The sequence below is a fragment of the Acetobacterium paludosum genome (genome assembly GCF_008086595.1).
In the GTDB taxonomy this organism is placed as follows: Bacteria; Bacillota; Clostridia; order Eubacteriales; family Eubacteriaceae; genus Acetobacterium; species Acetobacterium paludosum.
In genome coordinates, this window is the sequence record NZ_RXYA01000007.1 from 135,832 (window position 1) to 157,770 (window position 21,939).

Sequence of the window (21,939 nt, forward strand, 5' to 3'; positions counted from 1 at the left end):
ATTTTTAAGGAGATAATTTATGAAAATAGGAATTGTTGGTTTACCCAACGTTGGAAAGAGCACCATTTTTAATGCCTTAACAAAGGCAGGTGCTGAATCAGCTAATTATCCGTTTTGCACCATCGATCCCAATATCGGAGTTGTTACTGTTCCTGATCCGCGATTAGCTGTATTAGAAAAAATGTACGACTCAAGAAAAGTCGTTCCAACCACCATTGAATTTGTGGATATTGCAGGTCTTGTAAAAGGAGCCAGTAAAGGGGAAGGACTAGGTAATAAATTCTTATCCCATATTCGTGAAGTCGATGCAATTGCCCATGTTGTCCGTTGTTTTGAGGATGATAATGTGGTTCATGTTGAAGGTAAAATTGATCCTATTGATGATCTTGAAACCATTAATCTTGAACTGATATTTGCAGATATTGAAATTCTGGACCGACGTATTGATAAAAATAAAAAGCTCGCGAAAACAAATGCGCAGGAAAAAGAAAATGTAGAAATCGCACTACGTCTGAGAGAAATTCTTGAAGGGGGTAAAATGCCCAATGAAAGTAATTTTGCTCCAGACGAGTGGGAGTTTATTCAGACCCTTCAACTTATTTCAACCAAACCGGTTCTCTACATTGCCAATGTTTCTGAAGATGATTTGCTTGAAGATAATGAAATGGTCAAACGACTAAAAGCAACGATATCGGAAAATTATTCCGGTGAGCATAAGGAAATTATTAAGATTTCAGCTAAAATCGAGGAGGAAATTGCTCAGTTTGATGATGAAGAAAAAGCTGAATTTTTGGCCGAACTTGGTTTAGAGTCCTCTGGCCTTGATCAGGTCATTCAGGCAGGCTATAAGCTTTTGGGTCTAATTACCTTTTTAACCGCCGGTCCTGATGAGTGTCGAGCCTGGACAGTCACCGAAGGAACCAAGGCCCCCCAGGCAGCTGGAAAAATTCACAGTGATATTGAACGCGGTTTTATCCGGGCAGAAATCACCAGCTATGATCAATTGATAGCGGCAGGTTCTGATGTAAAAGCCAAAGAAACAGGCGTCACCCGAATTGAAGGAAAAGATTATATTATGAAAGATGGAGATGTCACCTTCTTTAGATTCAACGTTTAAACAAACTAGCCATGGAGGTTACCGTGAAAGATCTTGTCCTTGTTGCTATAAATGCAAAATATATTCATACAAACCTGGCCGTGCGCTCTTTAAAAGCTCAGCTTACTCAATTCGATGTGGAAATTATTGAGCTTTCCATTAACGATTCTTTGCATCGTATTGTTCAGCATTTATTAGCTACAGAGTCCAAAATCTACGGGTTTTCATGCTATATCTGGAATATGGAATTGATTCTTAAACTGGCAGAGATCGTAAAAAAAGCGCGACCACATTCGAAAATATTATTGGGAGGGCCCGAGGTTAGCTTTGGCTCACAATCCCTTTTAAGCGATTATTGTTTTGTTGATTTGATTATTCAGGGAGAAGGAGAAACCAAACTTGGAAAGCTTCTTGAAGCGGGAGACACTGAAAATAAATTTCATCAAATTCCCGGACTTTGTTTTAGAAACCAGTTTGGGGGAATTAATACAAATCTAGACGAAAAGCCGATTTTATTAGACCGTTTATCCTTTCCCTATACTCAGGAGGATTTGCCTAAACTTGAAAACAAAATCATCTATTATGAAACGATGCGTGGCTGTCCATTTTCCTGTTCTTATTGTCTGTCATCAACCATTCATGGTGTGGAGATGCTTTCTTTAGAACGGGTTATCAAAGAAATTGATTTTTTTATTAACGCAGGTGTGAAACAGGTTAAACTTGTGGATCGCACCTTTAATTGTGATATGAAACGGGCAAAAGCAATTTTCAGGCATTTGATTTTTCGTGGCGGAAAGACGAATTTTCATTTTGAAATGACGGGAGATCTTATTGATGATGAAATGGTTCGAATTCTAAAAGAAGCACCTCCCGGGTTAATACAATTCGAAATTGGCATTCAGAGTACTGACCCTACAACCTTAGAAGCCATTGGCCGAAAAATTAGTTTAACAAAAACAGAAGAAAATGTTCAAAAACTATTGGCGAATAAAAATATTCATATTCATTTGGATCTTATTGCTGGTTTACCCTTTGAAACCTATGATGTTTTCAAAACTTCCTTTAATCGCATTATTGCACTAGAACCGGACATGCTTCAGCTTGGATTTCTCAAGTGTTTAAAAGGGACCCGAATCCGTCTTGAGGAAGAAATTCATGAATATAAGTATACTAAATTTCCACCTTATGAAATTATTTCCAATAAGTACATCAGCTGCGACGAACTTTATCGTCTCCGAGATATTGAAATGTTAGTTGATCGTTATTTCAACAGCGGTTCTTTTAAAAGAACTATGAGCTATATTTTAAAGAAGAAACTTTTCAAGTCAAGCTTTGATTTCTTTGAAAGCTTTTCATATTTTTGGACAAAGCAGGGTTATTATGACGTTGGAAAATCCAGAGACCAGCTTTTTGAAATACTTTTGGAATATTTTAAGACCTGTGACTTGGGGGAACAATTAGCTGAATGGGTTAAGTTTGATTTTCTTAACTTGGGAACAATGAAACTTCCGGAATATATGAAGGATAGCGCACCCGAAAGAGAATGGATTTTTGATTTTTTAAAAAGCCCGGCTAACATTGCCCGCGATTTACCGGAATATATCAATTTACCTGCAAAAAAAATCTTTACTAAAGTGAAATTCCAACGTTTTTCTAGTGAGTTTATTCATCAGTTAACCGGAATTGCCATTTCGGAAAATAATTCGGATCGTCTGATTATTTTTAAAGAAAAAACCTATCAGTTACTGGAATAATTTTCTTAAAAGTATTGATTCTTTTTTTCAGAAAGGATATAATTAAAAATATTAAATAATAAAAGATGTTGATAAGGACGAGTAAATTATATTATTGTTTCAGAGAGTAGGCAACTTGGCTGTGATTGCTTAGACAAAAGATGATTGAAAACCACCTTGGAGTTGAGACCTGAAAATAGTAGGGTTTTTCGGAGCTGACCGTTATCCAGAACTTAAGTGGATTCATAGCTATGGATCAAATTGGGTGGAACCACGTACATGCGTCCCTTTGTTTTTACAAAGGGTCTTTTTTTATTTAAGAACAGAATCAAAAAGGAGATAGAAATGATTACTATTACATTAAAAGATGGATCCATAAAGACTTATGAACCCGGAATTACCGTACTTGAAGTTGCCAATGACATTAGCACAGGTCTTGCAAAAAATACCCTTGCAGGAGAACTCAATGGGAAATTAGTGGATGTTCGCCAATCGATCACCGAAGATTCCACTTTAAATTTGTTGAAATTTGAAGATGAAGGCGGTAAGCATGCATTTTGGCATACTGGCTCCCATTTACTGGCCCAGGCCATTAAGCGTCTTTATCCTCAGGTAAAGCTTGCCATTGGGCCGGCTATCGACAACGGCTTCTATTATGATATCGATATTGATGTCATCATCACACCTGAAATAATGGAAAAAATTGAAAAGGAAATGGGGAAAATTGTCAAAGAAGGTTTGGCACTCAATCGCTATGAGCTCAGCCGTGATGAAGCGCTTGCCAAGGTAAATAAAGAAGGCGAGATATACAAAGCTGAATTGATTGAAAACCTTCCTGAAGATGCCATTATCAGTTTTTATTCTCAAGGAGAATTTTCTGATCTTTGTGCCGGACCTCATATTCAAAATTTAAGTCCGATCAAAGCTATTAAACTTTTGAGCCTTGCCGGTGCATATTGGCATGGAGATGAAAAAAATAAAATGCTTCAACGAATCTACGGGATTACTTTTCCTAAGAAAAGCCAATTGGAAGAGTATTTAACCTTATTAGAGGAAGCTAAAAAGCGCGATCACCGTAAATTGGGAAAAGAACTTGATCTCTTTTCACTGCATGAAGAAGGTCCCGGCTTTCCGTTCTTCCATCCTAAAGGTGTGATTGTGCGGAATGAATTGGAAAATTTCTGGCGACAAGAACATCAGCGCAGGGGCTATCAGGAAATAAAAACCCCAACGATTCTTAATTCCGATCTTTGGAAACGCTCCGGACATTGGGATCACTACAAGGAAAATATGTATTTCACTGAAATTGATGAGAGTGAATATGCGATTAAACCCATGAACTGTCCCGGCGGAATGTTGGTTTATAAAACAAAAGGTCATTCTTATCGTGATTTGCCTTTAAAAATGGGAGAACTGGGTCTGGTTCACCGACATGAACTTCATGGTGCTCTTCATGGACTGATGCGGGTTCGTGCTTTCACCCAGGATGATGCACATATCTTTATGACCCCGGATCAAATTGAGGAAGAAGTTATTAAGGTCATTGATTTGGCTGATGATATTTATAAAATATTCGGATTTAGCTACAAAGTTGAGTTATCTACGAAACCTGAAAATTCCATTGGATCTGACGAAGTATGGGAAACTGCAACTGAAGCATTAAGAAAAGCATTAGAGAAAAAAGGAATTGATTATCGCATTAATCCTGGCGATGGTGCTTTTTATGGTCCTAAAATTGACTTTCATTTGGAAGATAGTTTGGGACGTACTTGGCAATGTGGAACCATCCAACTAGATTTTCAAATGCCTGAACTCTTTGATCTTAATTATATTGGACCTGATGGTGAAAAACATCGTCCTGTTATTATTCATCGCACAATATTCGGCAGTATTGAACGATTCTTTGGTATTATCATTGAACACTTTGCAGGAAAATTCCCTGTTTGGTTAGCCCCTGTTCAGGTAATGATTATTCCAGTTGCTGATGCACATCATGATTTTGCTAAAGATATCGCTGCGGAACTTTCTGCCATTGGTATTCGAACATCAGTTGATACGCGTGATGAAAAATTAGGTTACAGAATACGTGATGCACAAATGCAAAAAACACCTTATATGCTGGTTGTAGGCGATAAGGAAGCTGCAGGCGGTGATTTAGCACTGCGGGTTCGTGATAGTGGAGATGTCAGCCTCATCAGTCTGGAAGATTTGAAGAAAAAATTAACTGAGAAGATTATAACTAAATCATTAACATTGGATTAATAATTCAGGCAAATCAGATCAAATAAATGTTTTTTCTTATAATAACAGTTGACAAAAGCAGTGATGATAAATATAATCCCGAATTTGACACTTGAACGAAAATAAAATCCTGTAAAGCCTTGATACAGCTGACTTTGCAGGATTTTTTATTGATGTAAAAAGTGCGTACTTTTTTTTATTTTTTTGTATCTTTAAAAATTTTTTTCATATTTTGCGTTGAAACGATCTGATAATCAGTTCGGAATCCCAAAGCTTCGTGTAATGCATCGGTAAAATTAGTTCTCGTGTAGGTTGGAACATAGCCCTCGCCTTTAATTTCAAAGAAATCCATATCCCTTAGACCTGAGATAATCTCACAACAGGTGAATTCCTCGTTGAGTCGTTTTTCAAGCAGCCGATAAATAATGAGCGAGATAAAGCAAGTCGTGAAATGTGCTTCAATCCTGTCATCGTTGCTAAGGTACACCGGTCTTGCTTTGAATTCGCTTTTCATAATTCTGAAACATTCTTCAATTTCCCATCTCCTGTGATTTACCTTAATAATTTCAGATACCGCATCCTCAAGGTTCGTGCAAACACCATAAAAACCGTCAAAGGTTTCTTCTTTTTGGATAATCGCTTGATCAATGCGGTATCGTTCTTTCTCTGCAATTTCACCATCAGGAGTATAGCTTGTTTTATGAATAAATCGTTTATAATCGTTAGCATTACATTTCTTGATTTTTGTCGGGGTGTTTTCAATTATTTTTTGAGCGCGTTCTATTTGAGAGTTGCGGATTTTACGCTGATAATCCCTGTATTTTATCGAGTAGGTGACAATAAGCCGTTGTTCAAAGTCGTTTTCTTTAATCCAACGCTCCTTGTAAAATACTTTTGATATGATTCTTGCTTTTTCTTCGGGTGTCGCTTTGTCCATCAGTTCATCAAGCTTAGAAATGTCATAAGTTTTATTACTACCTGAAAGTTTCCAGCCTTGAGCATCAAGCGCCCATTTTTTTAGGTGTGCTTTTAATTTTTTTATGGACTGTGTTGTAATAAATGCGCGACCATCTTTGTCGTTAAACTTTCGATTCGCTTCTGAAGCCAGCCCTGCATCGGTGCAGACGATGAATTTAGAAAGCTCAAAATCAGAAATAATTTTCTTTTCTAAAGGCTTTAAAGTCAGCTGCTCATTCATATTCCCCCGATTAATACTAAAAGCCAGAGGAATGCCGTCTCCATCCATAAATAATCCCATTTGAATAATGGGGTTCGGTCGGTGTTCTTTTGACGGTCCATATTGCTTTTTCCCATCACCTTGTTCGATTTCAAAAAAGTAATTGGTGCAATCATAGAAAAGAACGCCCGTATTTCTTTTGGAAATCTTCAGGCTGTTTTCGTACAAGGACGACTGGATAAAATCTGTTTCCTTAGCGAGAACTTCAAGTGCTCTGTATATTTGATGCAAATCAAAATTTGGTTGTTCAATAAATTTTTTAGAAAGCGTGTATGTAGCAAGTTTTGAGGAAGGGAAGATCACGCGACCATAAATCAATCGTGATAGAATGGCGTTCAGGTTAAAATCAAACTTATACTTTTGGGAAATATCCTTGCAAATCTTATCCAGCTTGAGTTCATGATATATTTTTTGAAGGAATAGGTACCCACCGTTAAAAGAGCGTGTTTCACCTTTATCAATAAGCTTTGACGGTTTAAACGGTACAAGTATTTCCCGTGTTTGTTCCTTTTCTTTTTCATTAAGCGTTTTAATATATTCTTTAGCCCATTGATATGGATCTGCTCCATTAAGTTTTTCACGGAGTTCAATTTCAGTTCCGAGCTTTTCAACGATCTTAGAGGAGTTTGATTGAGTTTTACTGTTGTAAACGGATTTTATTACATAGAGTGAAGCTGCATTTTTAGATTTTGTCACTTTAAGTCTCATTTGTTAATATCGCCTCCTAACTCATATATTATATCACAGTGCGACAAAGTACGCAACACTTAAATGATAAATTTGACAAAAAAATAAGCCTATATCAGGCTTCTGGATATTTTTCCTTTATTCAACTGTCAAAGACCCGAGTTGATTATAACTAAATCATTAACATTGGATTAATAATTCAGGCAAAGCAGATCAAATAAATGTTTTTTCTTATAATAACAGTTGACAAAAGCAGTGATGATAAATATAATAAAAAATATTATAAAGTTATGATCAGGAACAAGTAGCCGTATGATGATTCTTATAGAGAGCTTTCGGTAGGTGCGAGGAAGTAGGATATATACTGTGAATACATCTTGAGAGCTGCATACCGAATGGCAATTGCCCTGTAGGCTATGTCGGATTCCAACCGTTACTGTGGAGAAGCGATGCTAGTCGCTTGCTGAGATAAATGTGCAAACATTGAAAACTAGGTGGTACCGCGAATTACATTCGTCCCTGTTATACAGGGACGTTTTTTTTGTAAATAAAACAATTCAACCGATTAAGGTTTGATTGAATATATATTAAATAAAATGGAGGAAAGAAATGAAAACGTATGGAAAAGGAATAATAATTGTGCTTCTCGCTATGTCAATGGTTGCATTAGGAGCAGGTTGTGCAAGCAATGAAAAAAACTCAAGTTCAGCAGATATCAAGATTGGAATTATTCAGTACATGGATCACGTTGCGCTGGATTCTTCTCGAGAAGGATTTGTTGCCGCTTTGGCAGATAATGGCTATAAAGATGGTAATAATATTACCATTGATTTGCAGAATGCTCAAGGAGACCAAAGTAACCTTGCAACGATCTGTGATCGTTTTGTCAGCAACAAAGAAGATTTAATTTTGGCCATTGCAACCCCTGCTACCCAAGCAATCGCTGGAAAAACCACGGAGATCCCAATTTTGGCAACTGCTGTTACCGATTATGAATCCGCTCGATTAGTTAATTCCAATGATGCTCCGGGAGGAAATGTTAGTGGTACATCAGACATGAATCCAATTAAAGAACAAATTGATTTGTTGGTTAAATTAGTACCAACAGCTAAAACTGTCGGGGTGATCTATACTTCAAGCGAAGTAAATTCAGTCTTACAAGCAAGTATTGCAAAAAAAGCTATCGAAGCGTTAGGCCTTAAATATGTTGAAGTAACTATTTCCAATTCAAACGACGTTCAGCAGGCAACTCAAACCATCGTTGGCCAGTGTGATGCTATTTATATTCCAACCGATAATGTATTGGCTTCAGCTATGCCTCAGGTACAAAGCGTAACTTCTGTATCTAAAACACCGGTAATCTGTGGTGAATCTTCAATGGTTGAATCTGGAGGATTAGCAACATTAGGTATCAATTACTACGATTTAGGATATCAAACGGGCTTGATGGCTGTTAAAGTTCTTAAAGGTGAAGCTAAACCCGCTATTATGCCAATTGAAACCGCAACAAAATTTGATTTTACGATCAATGGCGCTGTAGCAGAACAGCTAGGCATTACCATACCAGCGGATCTCCAACAGTATGTAACTAAATAAGAATTATTCATTATAATTTACAACAGAAAGAGGAAAGACAATGTTACAAATTTTACTCGGCGCCATTTCACTAGGTCTTATATGGGCAATACTGACAATCGGCGTTTATATTACATTTAGAATTCTTGATATTGCCGATATGACGGTTGAGGGAAGTATCGCTATGGGAGCGGCCATTGCAGCAACGTCGATAAGTAACGGCATGAGCCCCTATATGGCTACATTCTTGGCTTTGTTGGGGGGGATGGCGGCAGGTTTTGTAACCGGATTTCTTCATACGAAACTTAAAATACCAGCATTGCTGGCTGGTATTTTAACGATGATTTCCTTGTATTCTATCAATCTGCTTATTATGGGAAAAGCGAACCTGTCGCTTCTACGCATGAATACTGTTTACACTCCCCTAGAAAATTTAGGATTAAGCTCAACCAATGCAGTGATGCTGTTTGCTTTTCTTAGCGTATTGATTATCAGCGGCATCATTTATTGGTTCTTTGGCACAGAACTTGGTTGTGCTATCAGAGCTACCGGAAACAACTCTCAAATGGCTCGTGCCCAGGGAATTAATACCAATAATATGATTACACTTGGTTTGGTCATCAGCAATGGTTTAGTTGCGCTTTGTGGAGCATTGATCGCCCAAAGCCAAAGTTTTGCAGATGTTCAAATGGGAATCGGATCCATTGTCATCGGTTTGGCATCAGTCATTATTGGAGAAGTTATTTTTGGTAAACGAAACTTTCTCAATTGCCTGATTTCTCTCGTTCTTGGTGCTATAACCTATCGAATCATCATTGCTTTAGTATTAAAGATGGGTATGCCTGCCAATGATTTAAAACTATTTACTGCTATAACTGTTGCCATTGCGTTGTCTTTGCCAGTGTTTAAATCATATCTCCGTCCCATTAAAAGGTCCATAAAAGGAGGAGATCTATAAAATGTTAACAATAAAGGGAATCACAAAAATATTCAACGAAGGAACCGTTAACGAAAACATTGCTTTATCTAATTTCAGTCTTACTCTAGAAGAAGGAGATTTTGTGACTGTAATTGGAGGAAATGGTGCAGGAAAGTCCACCTTGCTTAATTGTGTAGCTGGCGTATACGGAGTCAATCAGGGTTCTATCCTGATTGGTGAAAAAGATGTCACTAAACTACCTGAATATAAACGGGCAGATGTCATTGGTCGGGTGTTTCAAGATCCGATGAAGGGTACTGCTGCCGATATGGGCATCGAAGAAAATTTAGCTCTCGCCTACCGCCGTGGAAAGATTCGCGGTTTAGGGTGGGGTATCAGTAACAAAGAACGACAAATCTACAAAAATTACTTAAGTCATTTGGATTTAGGACTGGAAGATCGTTTAAGTGATAAGGTTGGTCTTTTATCAGGTGGTCAAAGACAAGCATTAACCCTTTTAATGGCAACATTGAAAAAACCCAGACTGTTACTTTTAGATGAACATACTGCTGCGCTTGATCCTAAAACTGCCGAAAAGGTTTTAAAGTTGAGTGACCAATTTGTCAAAGAAGGCAATTTAACAACCATGATGGTTACTCACAATATGCGTCATGCCATTGAACATGGAAACCGTTTGATCATGATGCATGAAGGAAAAGTTATTTTAGATATCAAGGGTAAAGAAAAAAAAGATCTGACGGTGGAAAATCTTCTAAAACGTTTTGGCCAAGCCAGCGGAGAAGAATTCGCAAATGATCGCGCTTTGCTTTCATAATAAATTTAGTTGAATTACTAAAGATAAAAAAAAGATTGACAAAAGAATAAAACGAACGTATAATATTCAAGTAACAAAGTAGAGGAATTACACTTCTCACCTCATTTCTTATGGAAATAGGTAAATATGTATGAACAATGTTCGTAAGTATTTTTGCAGGTGGAGTGTATCTACCTGCAATTTTTATATATGGAGGTATATTACTATTAGCAAAGATGTTCAACACGAAATTAATAACGAGATCCGTGATCGCGAAATCCGTGTAATTGATGAAGCAGGTGAAATGTTAGGAGTTTTGAATACAAAAGATGCCCTACAATTAGCCGAAGAAAAAAATTTGGATCTAGTAAAAGTTTCGCCAAATGCCAAACCGCCGGTTTGTAAGATTCTTGACTACGGAAAATTTCGATATGAAGAAATTCAACGATTAAAGGAAGCTAAAAAAAATCAAAAAGCTGTGGTTATTAAAGAAATTCGTATGTCGGTTAGAGTCGAAGAACATGATATTAATGTCAAACTTAAAAATTGCATCAAATTTTTAGAACAAGGTAACCGAGTTAAAGTAGCTATTCGTTTCCGAGGTCGCGAAATGGCTTATACAGAGCAGGGAAAAGGCGTATTGCTTGATTTTGCTGTACGTGTTGCCGATATCGCAGTGGTTGAAAAGCAACCTAAGATTGAGGGTCGAAACATGGTTATGTATTTAGCCCCTAAAAAAGATAAGTAAGTTGTAGTTGTTAATTGAGTATATCTGTTGTAATGACTTGGATTACATAGACTTGGATTTCTCGGATATAGTTTATTATAAAAGATACCTTGTACAGGGAGGAGGAAATAGTTATGCCAAAAATGAAAACACACCGTGGAGCTGCAAAGCGTTTTAAAATAAAAAAATCAGGTGTTATTAAACGGTTTAAGGCTGGAAAAAGCCATATTCTTAATAAGAAGAGCCGTAAGAGAAAAAGAAATCTTAGAAAAGCAACAGGTTTAGCACCTGGTGATGCTAAGGTTGTAAAGAAAATGATTAAAAGATAATTTTGAAGATAGGAGGAATTAATAATGCGAATAAAAAAGGGCGTTAACGCCAAAAGAAAACATAAAAAAATACTTAAACTTGCAAAAGGCTATTATGGCGCAAAAAGTAAGTTGTACCGATCAGCAAATGAAGCCGTTATGCGAGCACTCAGATCTTCATATGTTGGTCGTAAAGAAAAGAAACGAAATTTCAGAAGACTTTGGATTACTAGAATCAATGCTGGAACAAGAATGTATGACTTAAGCTATAGTAAATTCATGTTTGGCTTGAAGCAGGCAGGTGTTGAAATTGATCGTAAAATCTTAGCAGATTTGGCAATGAATGATGCAGATGCTTTTAAAGACTTAGTGGATATCTCTAAGAAAAACTTGAACCAATAAAACTAAATAAAACTTCTCAATGTAGTTCCATACTTGGGAAGTTTTTTTATTGTAGATTATTCTTGCTTTTTTAAATTATAGTGTTAAAATTATGTATGGTCGCATGAAATTTGTGATTTTGAAACATGTACATTGGCGACCATATATGTTGGAGATAATACAATGGTAGAAAAGAAACGTCGGAGTTTTAAGTATTTTTTGGGTCATCGTTCACCGACCGAAATATTAATTTGTGGATTTGCCCTTTTAATTTTATGTGGAGCATGCTTATTGATGCTTCCAATTTCTTCACGATCGGGTGAAGGAACCGCTTTTATCAATGCGCTCTTCACTGCAACATCTTCAGTATGTGTGACTGGATTAGTCGTTGTGGATACTGGTACCTATTGGAGTGTTTTTGGCCAAACAGTGATGTGTGTTTTAGTAGAAATCGGTGGTTTGGGCTTTATGTCATTCGCTACAATGTTTTTTGTCCTAGCCGGAAAGCGAATCACAATTAAAGATCGGATTCTAATCCAATCATCAGTAAATATGGATTCACTTTCAGGTATTGTGAAATTCGTCAAATATATTTTCTTTTCATCCATTATTATTCAAACCGTTGGAGCCTTGCTTTTAGCTCTAGTTTTTGTTCCGGATTTTGGTCTTGCAACAGGGATTGGCTACAGCGTTTTTCATTCGGTTACTTCTTTCTGTAACGCCGGTTTTGATTTAATGGGTGATTTCAAAAGCTTTACTGGTTATGCTGATAATTATTTACTCAATATTGTCATTTGCTCTTTAATTGTTTTAGGGGGACTTGGTTTTGCCGTTACCAGTGATTTGATTTATGTTCGTAAATTTAAAAAAATGAGCATGCATTCAAAGGTTGTTCTCGTTTCCACTGGATTTTTATTGGTCTTTGGTTTTATTTTCTTTTTTATATTTGAATTCAATAATCCGAAAACTATGGGAGATCTATCCCTACATGGGAAATTTTTAGCTTCTCTTTTCCAATCGGTTACGCCGAGAACCGCTGGCTCTAATACCATTGATATCGCCGGATTGACCGAGCCATCCATTTTTTTAACGATATTGCTCATGTTTATTGGAGCATCTCCTGGTTCTACGGGTGGTGGTGTCAAAACAACTACAGTTGCAGTTCTTTTAATGACGGTTGGTTCAGTTCTTAAAGGGAAGAAAGATGTTGTCGCATTTAAAAGAACAATCCTTGGCCCTGTTATTCGCCGTTCTCTTTCTGTTCTTGTCATCGCAGTAGGGCTTGTTTTTTTTATGATTTTTGTATTGTTATGCACAGAACCCGGAGCTCCTTTTGATGCAGTTGTTTTTGAGGTGATGTCCGCTTTTGGTACCGTTGGTTTAACAATGGGATTGACCCCGCACTTATCGGTTGCCGGGAAGATCGCCATTAGTCTTACCATGTTTATTGGCCGCTTAGGGCCACTAACGATCGCCTATGCAATCTCGCGAAGTGAAAAACGTTCGCGTGAAAATGTTGGAAATATTAAATTACCTGAAGGTAACATTATGATTGGCTAGAGAAGGAGTATTATATTGAAAGAAAAACAGTTTGCGGTCCTGGGTTTGGGACGTTTTGGTGAAGCACTGGCCATCACTCTTAGTGAGTTAGGCTGTAATGTTGTTGTTGTCGATAAAGATGAAGAAAAAATTCAAAATATTGCAAACTTGGTAACTTATGCAGTCCAGGCGGATGTCACTGATATTAATGCTTTAAAATCCATCGGTATAAAAAATGTTGACGCAATTGTTGTTTCTATCACATCAGATATTAACAGCAGTATTATGGGAATTGTAAATGCTCAAGAACTTGGCATAAAAGAAATATATGGGAAGGCAAATACCGCTCAGCATGAAAAAGTCCTGTTGAAACTCGGAGTAAAAAAAGTTTTTTCTCCTGAACGTGATATGGGTGAACGTGTTGCGCATAATTTATTTTCTGGAGATTCTGTTGATATTTTGGAACTTGACACCAATCATTCCATTGTCGAAATTGATATTTTGCATGCATGGGAAGGTAAGACCTTGGAACAGCTTGATTTAAGAACACAGTATGGTATGAATGTCATTGCAATTCGCTCGCTTGATGTACTAAATGCTGCTCCGCTCGCAACTGATATTATTAATACTGGCGATAAACTTATTGTCATGAGTGAGAACCATTCAATCAATGAAATCAATAAGCTGTCTCGAAAAGACAAGTAAAAAATGCACATTGAGATTAATTCTAAAAACAACGAACAGCTTAAATATCTGCGTAAACTTGGAAATAAATCATTTAGAGATCGTGAAAATACTTTCTTTATTGAAGGAACGAAGCTTTTTTTAGAAGCATTTGCTAGTCATTTGAATTTTCGTCAACTGTTTATAACACAACAATGGCTAGAAACGCAGGATGCTCTTATAAAAGATGCATTGGCCTTACTAACAAAACAGGAAATTCCTGTTTTTATGGTTAAAGAAACTATTTTTAATTCAATTTCAACCATGAAACAGCCTGAAGGCATCATCTGTACCCTTAATAAAATGTCTTATCCAAAAGCTGATCATGGAAGCTATATCCTGCTTGAGGATATTCAGGATCCTTATAATGTCGGTACAATTATCAGAACAGCCGATGCTGCAGGAATAAACTGCGTCATCACCTCCCTGAAAACCGCTGATATCTATAACGAAAAGGTACTTCGTGGATCCATGGGTTCGGTCTTTCATTTGCCAATTTATCAGGTTGAATCATTAACAGAATATGCAATAGCTCTTAAAAACGAAAAGGTTCAACTTATCGGTACCTCACTTAATGGTACTTCATTATGGCATCGAGATCCTATAATTATGCCTTTTGCGCTTGTGATGGGGAATGAATCCCGGGGAATGTCATCAGAGTTAATGAATCTTTGTGATATTCTATTGAAAATCCCAATTCTCGGTAAAGCTGAATCTCTCAATGTTGCGACTGCTGCAGGGATTATCATGTACGATATTTCAAAAGATTTGAATGAAATTTATAATAAATAAATGAATAATTCTTCTTTTTTAAAGACAATGATGTTAAAAGAAGATATAATATAGTTATCCAATTCAATAAGATTAAAAATGATGAAAGAGCAAGTAAGTAAATATCGAACATTGCAGAGAAATAAATCCTTGGCTGAAAGATTTTATGTTTGAATTTATTGAAGTTCCCTCTGGAGTTTTAGAAGTGAAAATCGATTAAAGCAGACCTTTAATGATGTTTAATTTCTAACGTTGATTGCGTTAAAATTGTGAGTGAATACAAATCAGTATTAATTTAAGGTGGTACCGCGGAATTATTTCGTCCTTTTTCATAAGGGCGTTTTTTTATTTTGGATATTAACAAAAGGAGATATAAATGGAATTAGAAATTAAGCTAATAAGAGATCATTGTTTAGCAGATCTCAATGAAGTTGAAGAATTAAAAGCCCTTGATAACGTAAGAATTAAATATTTAGGGAAAAAGGGCACATTAACGATTGCATTAAAGGGAATGGGAAAACTTTCCAGTGAGGAACGACCCATCATTGGTAAATTAGCCAATGAAATTAGAGAAGAAATCGAACAAAATATCACTCAACAAAAACAAGCGCTTGAACAAAAAGAAATGGAAGCTCAAATACGGGAAGAAGTGATCGATGTTTCCCTGCCAGGAAAAAAACATCTGTCAGGAAACCTTCATCCTTTAACAACAACCGTTAACGAATTGAAAGAAATATTCTTAGGTATGGGATTTACAATTGAGGAAGGTCCGGAAATTGAGTGGACAAAATATAATTTCGATTATCTGAACGTACCCAAAGAACATTCAGCACGTGATTTACAGGATACTTTCTACTATAAAGATGATATTGTACTTCGCACCCAAACATCCCCGGTTCAGGTTCGGGTTATGCAGGAAAGAAAACCACCACTGCGCATGATTTCTCCCGGTCGGGTTTATCGTACTGACGAAGTAGATGCTACACATTCACCTGTTTTTCACCAAATGGAAGGCCTTGTCATTGACAAAGGGATCACCATGGGCGATCTCAAAGGAACCTTGGATTTGTTTGCAAAAAAATTATTTGGTGAACAGACAAAAACAAAATTCAGACCACATCAATTCTATTTTACAGAACCAAGTGCCGAAATGGATGTCACATGTTTTAAATGTGGTGGCGTAGGCTGTAAGGTTTGCAGCAATACCGGTTGGATCGAAGTACTGGGATGTGGAATGGTTCACCCTAATGTTCTGAAAGCATGCGGGATTGATCCTGATGTATACAGCGGTTTTGCTTTTGGATTGGGCCTTGATCGTATCGCCATAACAAAATATGGGATCACTGATTTGCGGCTGTTATTCGAAAACGACTTACGTTTTTTATCACAATTTAAATAAGAGGAGGATCCTTAAATGTTAGTTTCACTTAATTGGTTAAAAGAATACGTTGATATAAATATCGCTCCCTATGACTTCGGTGAAGTGCTTACCATGTCAGGAACAAAAGTTGAAACCTTAACAGTGGTTTCAGAAAATGTTTCCAATATTTTAACAGGGAAGATTTTAAAAATAGAACAGCACCCAAATGCAGACAAACTGGTGGTTTGTACCGTTGACATAGGCACTGATGAACGAATTATTGTCACCGCTGCAAAAAATGTTTTTGAAGGCGCTGTTGTACCGGTGGCTGTAGATGGTGCAGTTACTGCCAATGGTACAGAAATCGGGACCAGTGACTTCAGAGGCGTATTATCCTATGGCATGTTTTGCTCCATTGAAGAACTTGGTATGAATGCTGATTTATTTTCAAAAGAAATTATGGAAGGTATTTATATCTTGCCTGCAAACACACCCTTGGGAATGGATGTCAGAAAACTACTTTGGCTTGATGATGTTATTATTGATGTCGAACTTACTGCCAACCGTTCAGACTGCCAATCCATCGTTGGTATTGCAAAAGAATCGGCCGCGGCCCTTGATCTGCCGATACGAGACTTTAAAATCTATACTAAAGATGAAAAAAGAAATGATATTTCAAACTATCTAGCTGTAAAAGTAGAAAACGAAGCATGCTCTCGGTATGTCGCTAAATTACTTAAAGTGAAAAAAGTTGAGCCTTCTCCCTTGTGGATACAGGTTAAACTCATGAACAGCGGGGTTCGTCCCATCAATAATATTGTAGATGTGACCAATTATGTGATGCTTGAGTTGGGACAGCCTCTACACGCTTTTGATTATGAGAGTTTAAAGTCAAAGGAAATCGTGGTTAAGACTACTAATGACAAAAAAATAATCACACTTGATAATAAAGAACGCAATATTAATGATTCCATGTTGATGATTACCAATGGCAGCATTCCAGTTGCTATTGCGGGAGTTATGGGCGGCGAAAACTCTGAAATCACTGATAATACCAGTGTAATTGTTTTGGAATCGGCTTGCTTTTATAAAAATAGTGTCCGCTTAACATCTAAACAATTGGGTCTTCGAACAGAAGCTTCATCACGTTTTGAAAAAGGTGTGGATCCTGAGTTAGCAAACATTGCAGCACTCAGAGCTACTTATCTGCTAGAAGAAATTGGTGCTTGTGAAGTCATAGAAGGTATTATTGATGTTTATCCTCAGCCTGTATCGCCTAAGAAACTATCTCTGGATATTGATTGGGTCAACGCCTTTATTGGAATATCCGTATCTGAAGATGCCGTTGCTAATATGCTCAAGCGATTATTTTTCACTGTTAAAAGTTGCGCGAGCGGTAAATTAGAAATTGAAGTTCCAAGTTTTAGACAAGATATTGAAGGAAAACAAGATTTAGCTGAGGAAGTTGCAAGAATGTTTGGTTATGATAATATTCCCAGCACGATTATGGGTGGGGAAACGATGATTGGTGGCAAGACACCGATTCAAAAGTATGAAGACGCAATCAAAAACATCTTAGTGGGTCAAGGGTATTATGAAACCCTCACCACTTCATTTACCAGTGAGAAGCGCTTAATCGCTTTAAATTCATATTTTAAAGATACACTTGTTCGGTTAGTCAATCCTCTGGGCGAAGAGAATAGTATTATGCGTCATACATTAATCGGGCATCAATTGGAGGTCATTTCGTTAAACTATAACCGAAAAAATCCTTCTGGCCGTTTCTTTGAACTTGCGAATACTTATCATAAGTCGGAGGCACCTGATGAACTCCCCAGAGAAGAGAAAATGTTGGTTATCAGTACCTATGGCAGTGATGATTATTTTGAATTAAAAGGCATGGTCGAACTGTTATTAACCCATTCAGGTATCAATCATCCAACATTCAGTGCTGGGGGATCTGATTTCTTACATCCTGGACGAAAATCAGTAGTTTATGTTGATGATGTAAGACTGGGAGAAATCGGTGAAATTCACCCATCAGTTGTTAAAAATTACGATCTTCCCAAAAGATGTTATGTTTGCGAATTGTCTTTCAAGGCTTTGTATGAATCTTGTGTCACGGATATAAAATTCATTGACCTGCCAAAATTCCCGGCATCAAATCGGGATTTAGCTATTCAGTTAAAGGCAGACATTCCAGCATCATCGGTTGAAACAATTATTCGAAAAAACAGTGGTGATATTCTTGAAAGCATTGAATTATTCGATGTTTATACCGGTGAACAAATTCCTGAAAATTTCAAAAGTCTTGCTTACGCACTAAATTTCAGACACCATGAGAGAACCCTTAACGATGACGACATTAACCCTGTGATTGAGAAGATTCTTGAGGAGTTGAATAGTTCATTAGATGCTCAAATTCGGGAATAAGATGATACATTGTGAATAAGAGTGATTTCTATCGAAATATTATTGCTCTTTTACAACTTAAAGGAGTAGGGCGTCAGAAAATTAAAATGCTGATGCAAATGATTAACGACCCTCAATGCTTATCCTTTAAAGAACTCGTCGAGATTGGTCAAATGTTTCACTTACTATCGTCAGATATTGATCTTAAAGTGCAAAACAATTCAATTGCATATGCAAATAAAGTTATTGAAACCAGTGTCAAGTATCAAATAAAATTGGTATCATCCTTCGATGAAAATTATCCAGCATCAATGGATTTCAAAGATTCTCCAGTGATGCTATACTACCAGGGTAATTTAGAATTATTAAATCATAATAAACGCGCTGCAGTCATTGGTAGCAGACATCCAACACCAGCGGGAGCTGAATTTTCTTTTGAGTCCGGCAAGTTTTTAGCAACGGAAAATTTTGTTGTCATTAGTGGGTTAGCAACCGGATGTGATTATTATGGACATCTGGGATGTCTGGGTGCTGGTGGAAAAACAATTGCTTTTCTACCAGCTGGATTGATAAATATTTATCCTATCGAGAACAAACCTCTTGCTGAGAAAATTCTGGCAAATGACGGTTGTATTTTATCAGAGTACGCTCCTTTTGAAAATCCCCAGCCTTACAAATTTATTGAAAGAGATCGACTCCAAAGTGCCAGCAGCATGTTTGTCATTGTATCAAGTTTTTCATGTGGAAGCGGCACCATTCACACCCTGAATTTTGCAAAACAATATAATAAAAAGATTTTTTCTATACCCGCCATTTTTGATGAATCAAAAGATGCTTTTCATAAATTAAACCAAAAGAAAATACTATTTGAAATTTATGAAAAAGAAAAGCTGCACAACTTAATTACAAATTATTAATAAATCATTTGTAATTTTTCAACATATTACATATAATAGTATACGATAGATGACGTATACGTTAATTTAATTTATTACAGGAGGAAAAAAATGCCTGAACATACTATAATAGAGTTACGAATATTAGATACAGATTTCAATTTAAAGGCAACTGGAAATGAAGAACATATTAGGCATATATCCGATTATGTCAATAGTGAACTTGAGCGAGTCAAAACAGCTAATCCTTTTACCAATCATATTCGCATTGCCATTCTTGGTTGTATGAATATTACAGAAAAGCTATTAAATGCTGAAGAAGCTGTCAAAAATAGTGAAGAAGCAAAAATAAATGAAATTGGCGAAATTAATCTCATTCGAGAAGAATTAGAAACAACAAAAAACACTTTGACAGAAGAAAAAAATAAATATGTAGCTTTACTTGAGGAAAAAGAACTGTTACAAAAAGAAATGGACGAAAAAGATGATTTGCTCGCTCAATATCGAGAACATTTAAGACAAAGCAAAGTAGAAAGTGAAACGAGTCGAAAAACAATTTTAGACTTACAAAACCAACTTTTTGAAAGCCAAATTGAATTGGTGAAAGCTAATAAGAACCATATCGAAAAAGATATATTTAAGAGCATTGAAGACAAAATTAAGGTTGATTAAACAGAAATAGATACAATCAAAACTAAAGGCCAACAGTACTGTTGGCCTTTAGTTTTGATTGTATCTGCATTTTACGATGTTATTAATCTATTGCTGGATTTTTCGAATTAATCCAGTCACTTTTCCCATTAATTTTATATCATGTTCCTCATAAACAAACGGATCCATGGTTGAATTTTCAGGTTGAAGACGAATATGATTTTTTTCGTAGAAAATTCTTTTGACCGTTGCTTCATTATTCTCAATAATCAGTACAACCACAATATCACCGTTTTTTGCATTTTCCTGCTTTCTAACAATAATTTTATCCCCATTTAAAATTCCAGCGTCAATCATACTAGTACCTTTAACTTCAAGAATAAATGATTCATCATTTCCAATAAAATCTAATGGGAGGGGAAAGACATCACTAACATTCTCTAATGCCAAAATAGGTTCACCGGCTGTCACACAACCTAAAATGGGTAGGGATATGATGGTTTTCTGTTCAAAGCAATTGGAAAATGATTCATTCGGATCATGCCGTAATACTTCAATTGCACGAGTTTTTGTGGAATCACGTTTGATATAACCTAATTCTTCCAATTTTTTTAAATAAGCATGAGCTGTGGAGGTTGATTTCAAATTAACCCCTGCACACATTTCACGTACCGAAGGGGGATAGCTTTTTTCTCGCAGTTGGTTTTCAATAAATCTTAGTATTTCATACTGCTTATTATTTAAATCCTCGTACATTAGAATTCCTCCAATTTTTTATAACTAATTAATTATAGCATACATTTTTGGCGAAAACAAACATAAGTTCTTTTCAATGATAAAAATTTACTAATCTTCTCTTTCAAACTGAGCTAAAGGATTCTGATTCAATGTATCCCGAAGTGTCTCTTCATTGACATGGGTGTAAATTTGCGTAGTCGAAACGTTTTCGTGACCTAAAATTTCCTGGACTGATCTTAAATCAGCATTTCCATAACGAAACATCAGTGTCGCTGCAGTATGTCTTAGTTTATGCACGCTAATCTCATCTGTATTTAGGCCACAATTAGCTAGGTGTTTTTTTACTAAATGCTGAACCGCTCGATTACTAATGGGTAGGTTTTGTTGGCTCAAAAACAAATAGGGAGAATCTGATTCCTGACGGACAAGCAGATAACGATTAATTGCTTTTAAACAGGCATGATTTAAAAAAATTGTTCGTTCTTTATTACCTTTTCCAATGATCCGGATGGTGTCATTTTTGATGTCACTAATTTTAATTTGAGTCAGTTCAGAAAGACGCATACCACAATTCAAAAACAGTGTAATAATTGCAAAATCTCGTTCTTTATGACGGCCGTTAATTCCTTTTAGAAGATCTACCGCTTCATCCCATTCTAAATACCGGGCATTGCGGGCTGGGAGCTTTGGCATTTCAAGATCGGTCACGGGATTTGGACTAAAATATTTTTGTTTATTACATAGGTAGTTGAAAAACGAACGCAAGGACGAAACTTTTCGACTTCTGGCGTAATCTGAATTATGACGTTCTTTGCTGGTAAAAGAAAGGAAGGCATAGAGGATTCCTAAATCAATCGCTTTTAAATCATCGATTGAAACATCATCAATGGGTATGGCGTCAAAATCCAGAGATTGAGGAACCATAGCAAAATAACGCTTAATAAACCGGAAGAATATAATTAAATCATAGCGATAGGATTGGGCCGATTTTTCGGAATAACCTTTAATAGTTAGCAGATAATTCAAAAATTCTTCGATAATTTTACTACTGGGAGTTACTTTATTTTCTGTGTGAAAATCTTGATTTGCCATAATATTTCCTCCTAAAATTGATTTACTGAGTGAGTGATG

Annotated in this window: 19 protein-coding genes and 3 other annotated features; of the genes, 16 read left to right on the forward strand and 3 right to left on the reverse strand. The window is 36.5% G+C overall.

Going from position 1 to position 21,939, the window contains the following annotated elements; translation table 11 throughout:
- The first annotated feature begins 19 nt into the window (after positions 1-19).
- The 3 genes from ychF to thrS all read left to right on the forward strand — a co-directional run bounded on the left by ychF (position 20) and on the right by thrS (position 5,091).
- Positions 20-1,117 carry a redox-regulated ATPase YchF gene (gene ychF, locus FZC41_RS09110; RefSeq protein WP_148567092.1) on the forward strand — a complete coding sequence of 366 codons (1,098 nt, stop codon included), beginning with the start codon at positions 20-22 and terminating at the stop codon, positions 1,115-1,117.
- A gap of 23 nt (positions 1,118-1,140) precedes the next feature.
- Entirely contained in the window at positions 1,141-2,850 is a 1,710-nt protein-coding gene (locus FZC41_RS09115; RefSeq protein WP_170253931.1) for a B12-binding domain-containing radical SAM protein, read from the forward strand.
- A 59-nt stretch (positions 2,851-2,909) separates the two neighbouring features.
- Positions 2,910-3,121 (forward strand) — a binding site (T-box leader).
- Between the two features lie 53 nt (positions 3,122-3,174).
- A complete protein-coding gene (thrS, locus tag FZC41_RS09120) occupies positions 3,175-5,091 on the forward strand; it encodes a threonine--tRNA ligase (RefSeq protein WP_148567094.1) in 1,917 nt (638 codons plus the stop codon).
- A gap of 175 nt (positions 5,092-5,266) precedes the next feature.
- Here thrS and FZC41_RS09125 read toward each other — a convergent pair whose 3' ends face one another.
- Complete coding sequence (locus FZC41_RS09125) at positions 5,267-7,015, reverse strand: IS1634 family transposase (protein ID WP_148567095.1); 1,749 nt, start codon at positions 7,013-7,015, stop codon at positions 5,267-5,269.
- Between the two features lie 260 nt (positions 7,016-7,275).
- Positions 7,276-7,518 (forward strand) — a binding site (T-box leader).
- An 85-nt stretch (positions 7,519-7,603) separates the two neighbouring features.
- Here FZC41_RS09125 and FZC41_RS09130 point away from each other — a divergent pair.
- From FZC41_RS09130 to FZC41_RS09190, 13 genes are all read left to right on the forward strand, one after another.
- Positions 7,604-8,590, forward strand: coding sequence for an ABC transporter substrate-binding protein (locus tag FZC41_RS09130; RefSeq protein WP_148567096.1), 987 nt, complete (start codon positions 7,604-7,606; stop codon positions 8,588-8,590).
- A 40-nt stretch (positions 8,591-8,630) separates the two neighbouring features.
- The gene (locus FZC41_RS09135; RefSeq protein WP_148567097.1) at positions 8,631-9,527 is read left to right on the forward strand and encodes an ABC transporter permease; all 897 of its coding nucleotides are present in this window, start codon (positions 8,631-8,633) and stop codon (positions 9,525-9,527) included.
- 1 nt (position 9,528) lies between these two features.
- Entirely contained in the window at positions 9,529-10,323 is a 795-nt protein-coding gene (locus FZC41_RS09140; RefSeq protein WP_148567098.1) for an ABC transporter ATP-binding protein, read from the forward strand.
- Positions 10,324-10,453: 130 nt separating this feature from the next.
- Positions 10,454-11,050: a translation initiation factor IF-3 gene (gene infC / locus FZC41_RS09145; RefSeq protein ID WP_207725069.1), complete on the forward strand. Its 597-nt coding sequence runs from the start codon at positions 10,454-10,456 to the stop codon at positions 11,048-11,050.
- A 113-nt stretch (positions 11,051-11,163) separates the two neighbouring features.
- The gene (gene rpmI / locus FZC41_RS09150; protein ID WP_148567099.1) at positions 11,164-11,358 is read left to right on the forward strand and encodes a 50S ribosomal protein L35; all 195 of its coding nucleotides are present in this window, start codon (positions 11,164-11,166) and stop codon (positions 11,356-11,358) included.
- A 24-nt stretch (positions 11,359-11,382) separates the two neighbouring features.
- Positions 11,383-11,739: a 50S ribosomal protein L20 gene (rplT, locus tag FZC41_RS09155; protein WP_207724275.1), complete on the forward strand. Its 357-nt coding sequence runs from the start codon at positions 11,383-11,385 to the stop codon at positions 11,737-11,739.
- Between the two features lie 162 nt (positions 11,740-11,901).
- Positions 11,902-13,278 (forward strand): TrkH family potassium uptake protein, encoded by a 1,377-nt coding sequence (locus FZC41_RS09160; RefSeq protein ID WP_148567101.1) that lies wholly within the window; start codon positions 11,902-11,904, stop codon positions 13,276-13,278.
- 15 nt (positions 13,279-13,293) lie between these two features.
- Positions 13,294-13,962 carry a potassium channel family protein gene (locus tag FZC41_RS09165; RefSeq protein WP_148567102.1) on the forward strand — a complete coding sequence of 223 codons (669 nt, stop codon included), beginning with the start codon at positions 13,294-13,296 and terminating at the stop codon, positions 13,960-13,962.
- Positions 13,963-13,965: 3 nt separating this feature from the next.
- Positions 13,966-14,772, forward strand: coding sequence for a TrmH family RNA methyltransferase (locus tag FZC41_RS09170; protein ID WP_148567103.1), 807 nt, complete (start codon positions 13,966-13,968; stop codon positions 14,770-14,772).
- Positions 14,773-14,844: 72 nt separating this feature from the next.
- Positions 14,845-15,081, forward strand: a binding site (T-box leader).
- 46 nt (positions 15,082-15,127) lie between these two features.
- Positions 15,128-16,150 (forward strand): phenylalanine--tRNA ligase subunit alpha, encoded by a 1,023-nt coding sequence (gene pheS, locus FZC41_RS09175; protein WP_148567104.1) that lies wholly within the window; start codon positions 15,128-15,130, stop codon positions 16,148-16,150.
- Between the two features lie 15 nt (positions 16,151-16,165).
- Positions 16,166-18,544, forward strand: a complete 2,379-nt coding sequence (gene pheT, locus FZC41_RS09180) for a phenylalanine--tRNA ligase subunit beta (protein WP_148567105.1) — start codon at positions 16,166-16,168, stop codon at positions 18,542-18,544.
- Positions 18,545-18,555: 11 nt separating this feature from the next.
- Positions 18,556-19,440, forward strand: coding sequence for a DNA-processing protein DprA (locus FZC41_RS09185; protein WP_148567106.1), 885 nt, complete (start codon positions 18,556-18,558; stop codon positions 19,438-19,440).
- A 90-nt stretch (positions 19,441-19,530) separates the two neighbouring features.
- Complete coding sequence (locus FZC41_RS09190) at positions 19,531-20,091, forward strand: cell division protein ZapA (protein ID WP_207725070.1); 561 nt, start codon at positions 19,531-19,533, stop codon at positions 20,089-20,091.
- A gap of 87 nt (positions 20,092-20,178) precedes the next feature.
- Here the strand turns inward: FZC41_RS09190 and lexA are convergent, their stop codons facing one another.
- Together lexA and FZC41_RS09200 are read right to left on the reverse strand one after the other, a co-directional pair.
- Positions 20,179-20,826: a transcriptional repressor LexA gene (lexA, locus tag FZC41_RS09195; protein WP_148567107.1), complete on the reverse strand. Its 648-nt coding sequence runs from the start codon at positions 20,824-20,826 to the stop codon at positions 20,179-20,181.
- 90 nt (positions 20,827-20,916) lie between these two features.
- A complete protein-coding gene (locus FZC41_RS09200) occupies positions 20,917-21,900 on the reverse strand; it encodes a tyrosine recombinase XerC (RefSeq protein ID WP_148567108.1) in 984 nt (327 codons plus the stop codon).
- Positions 21,901-21,939 lie beyond the last annotated feature (39 nt).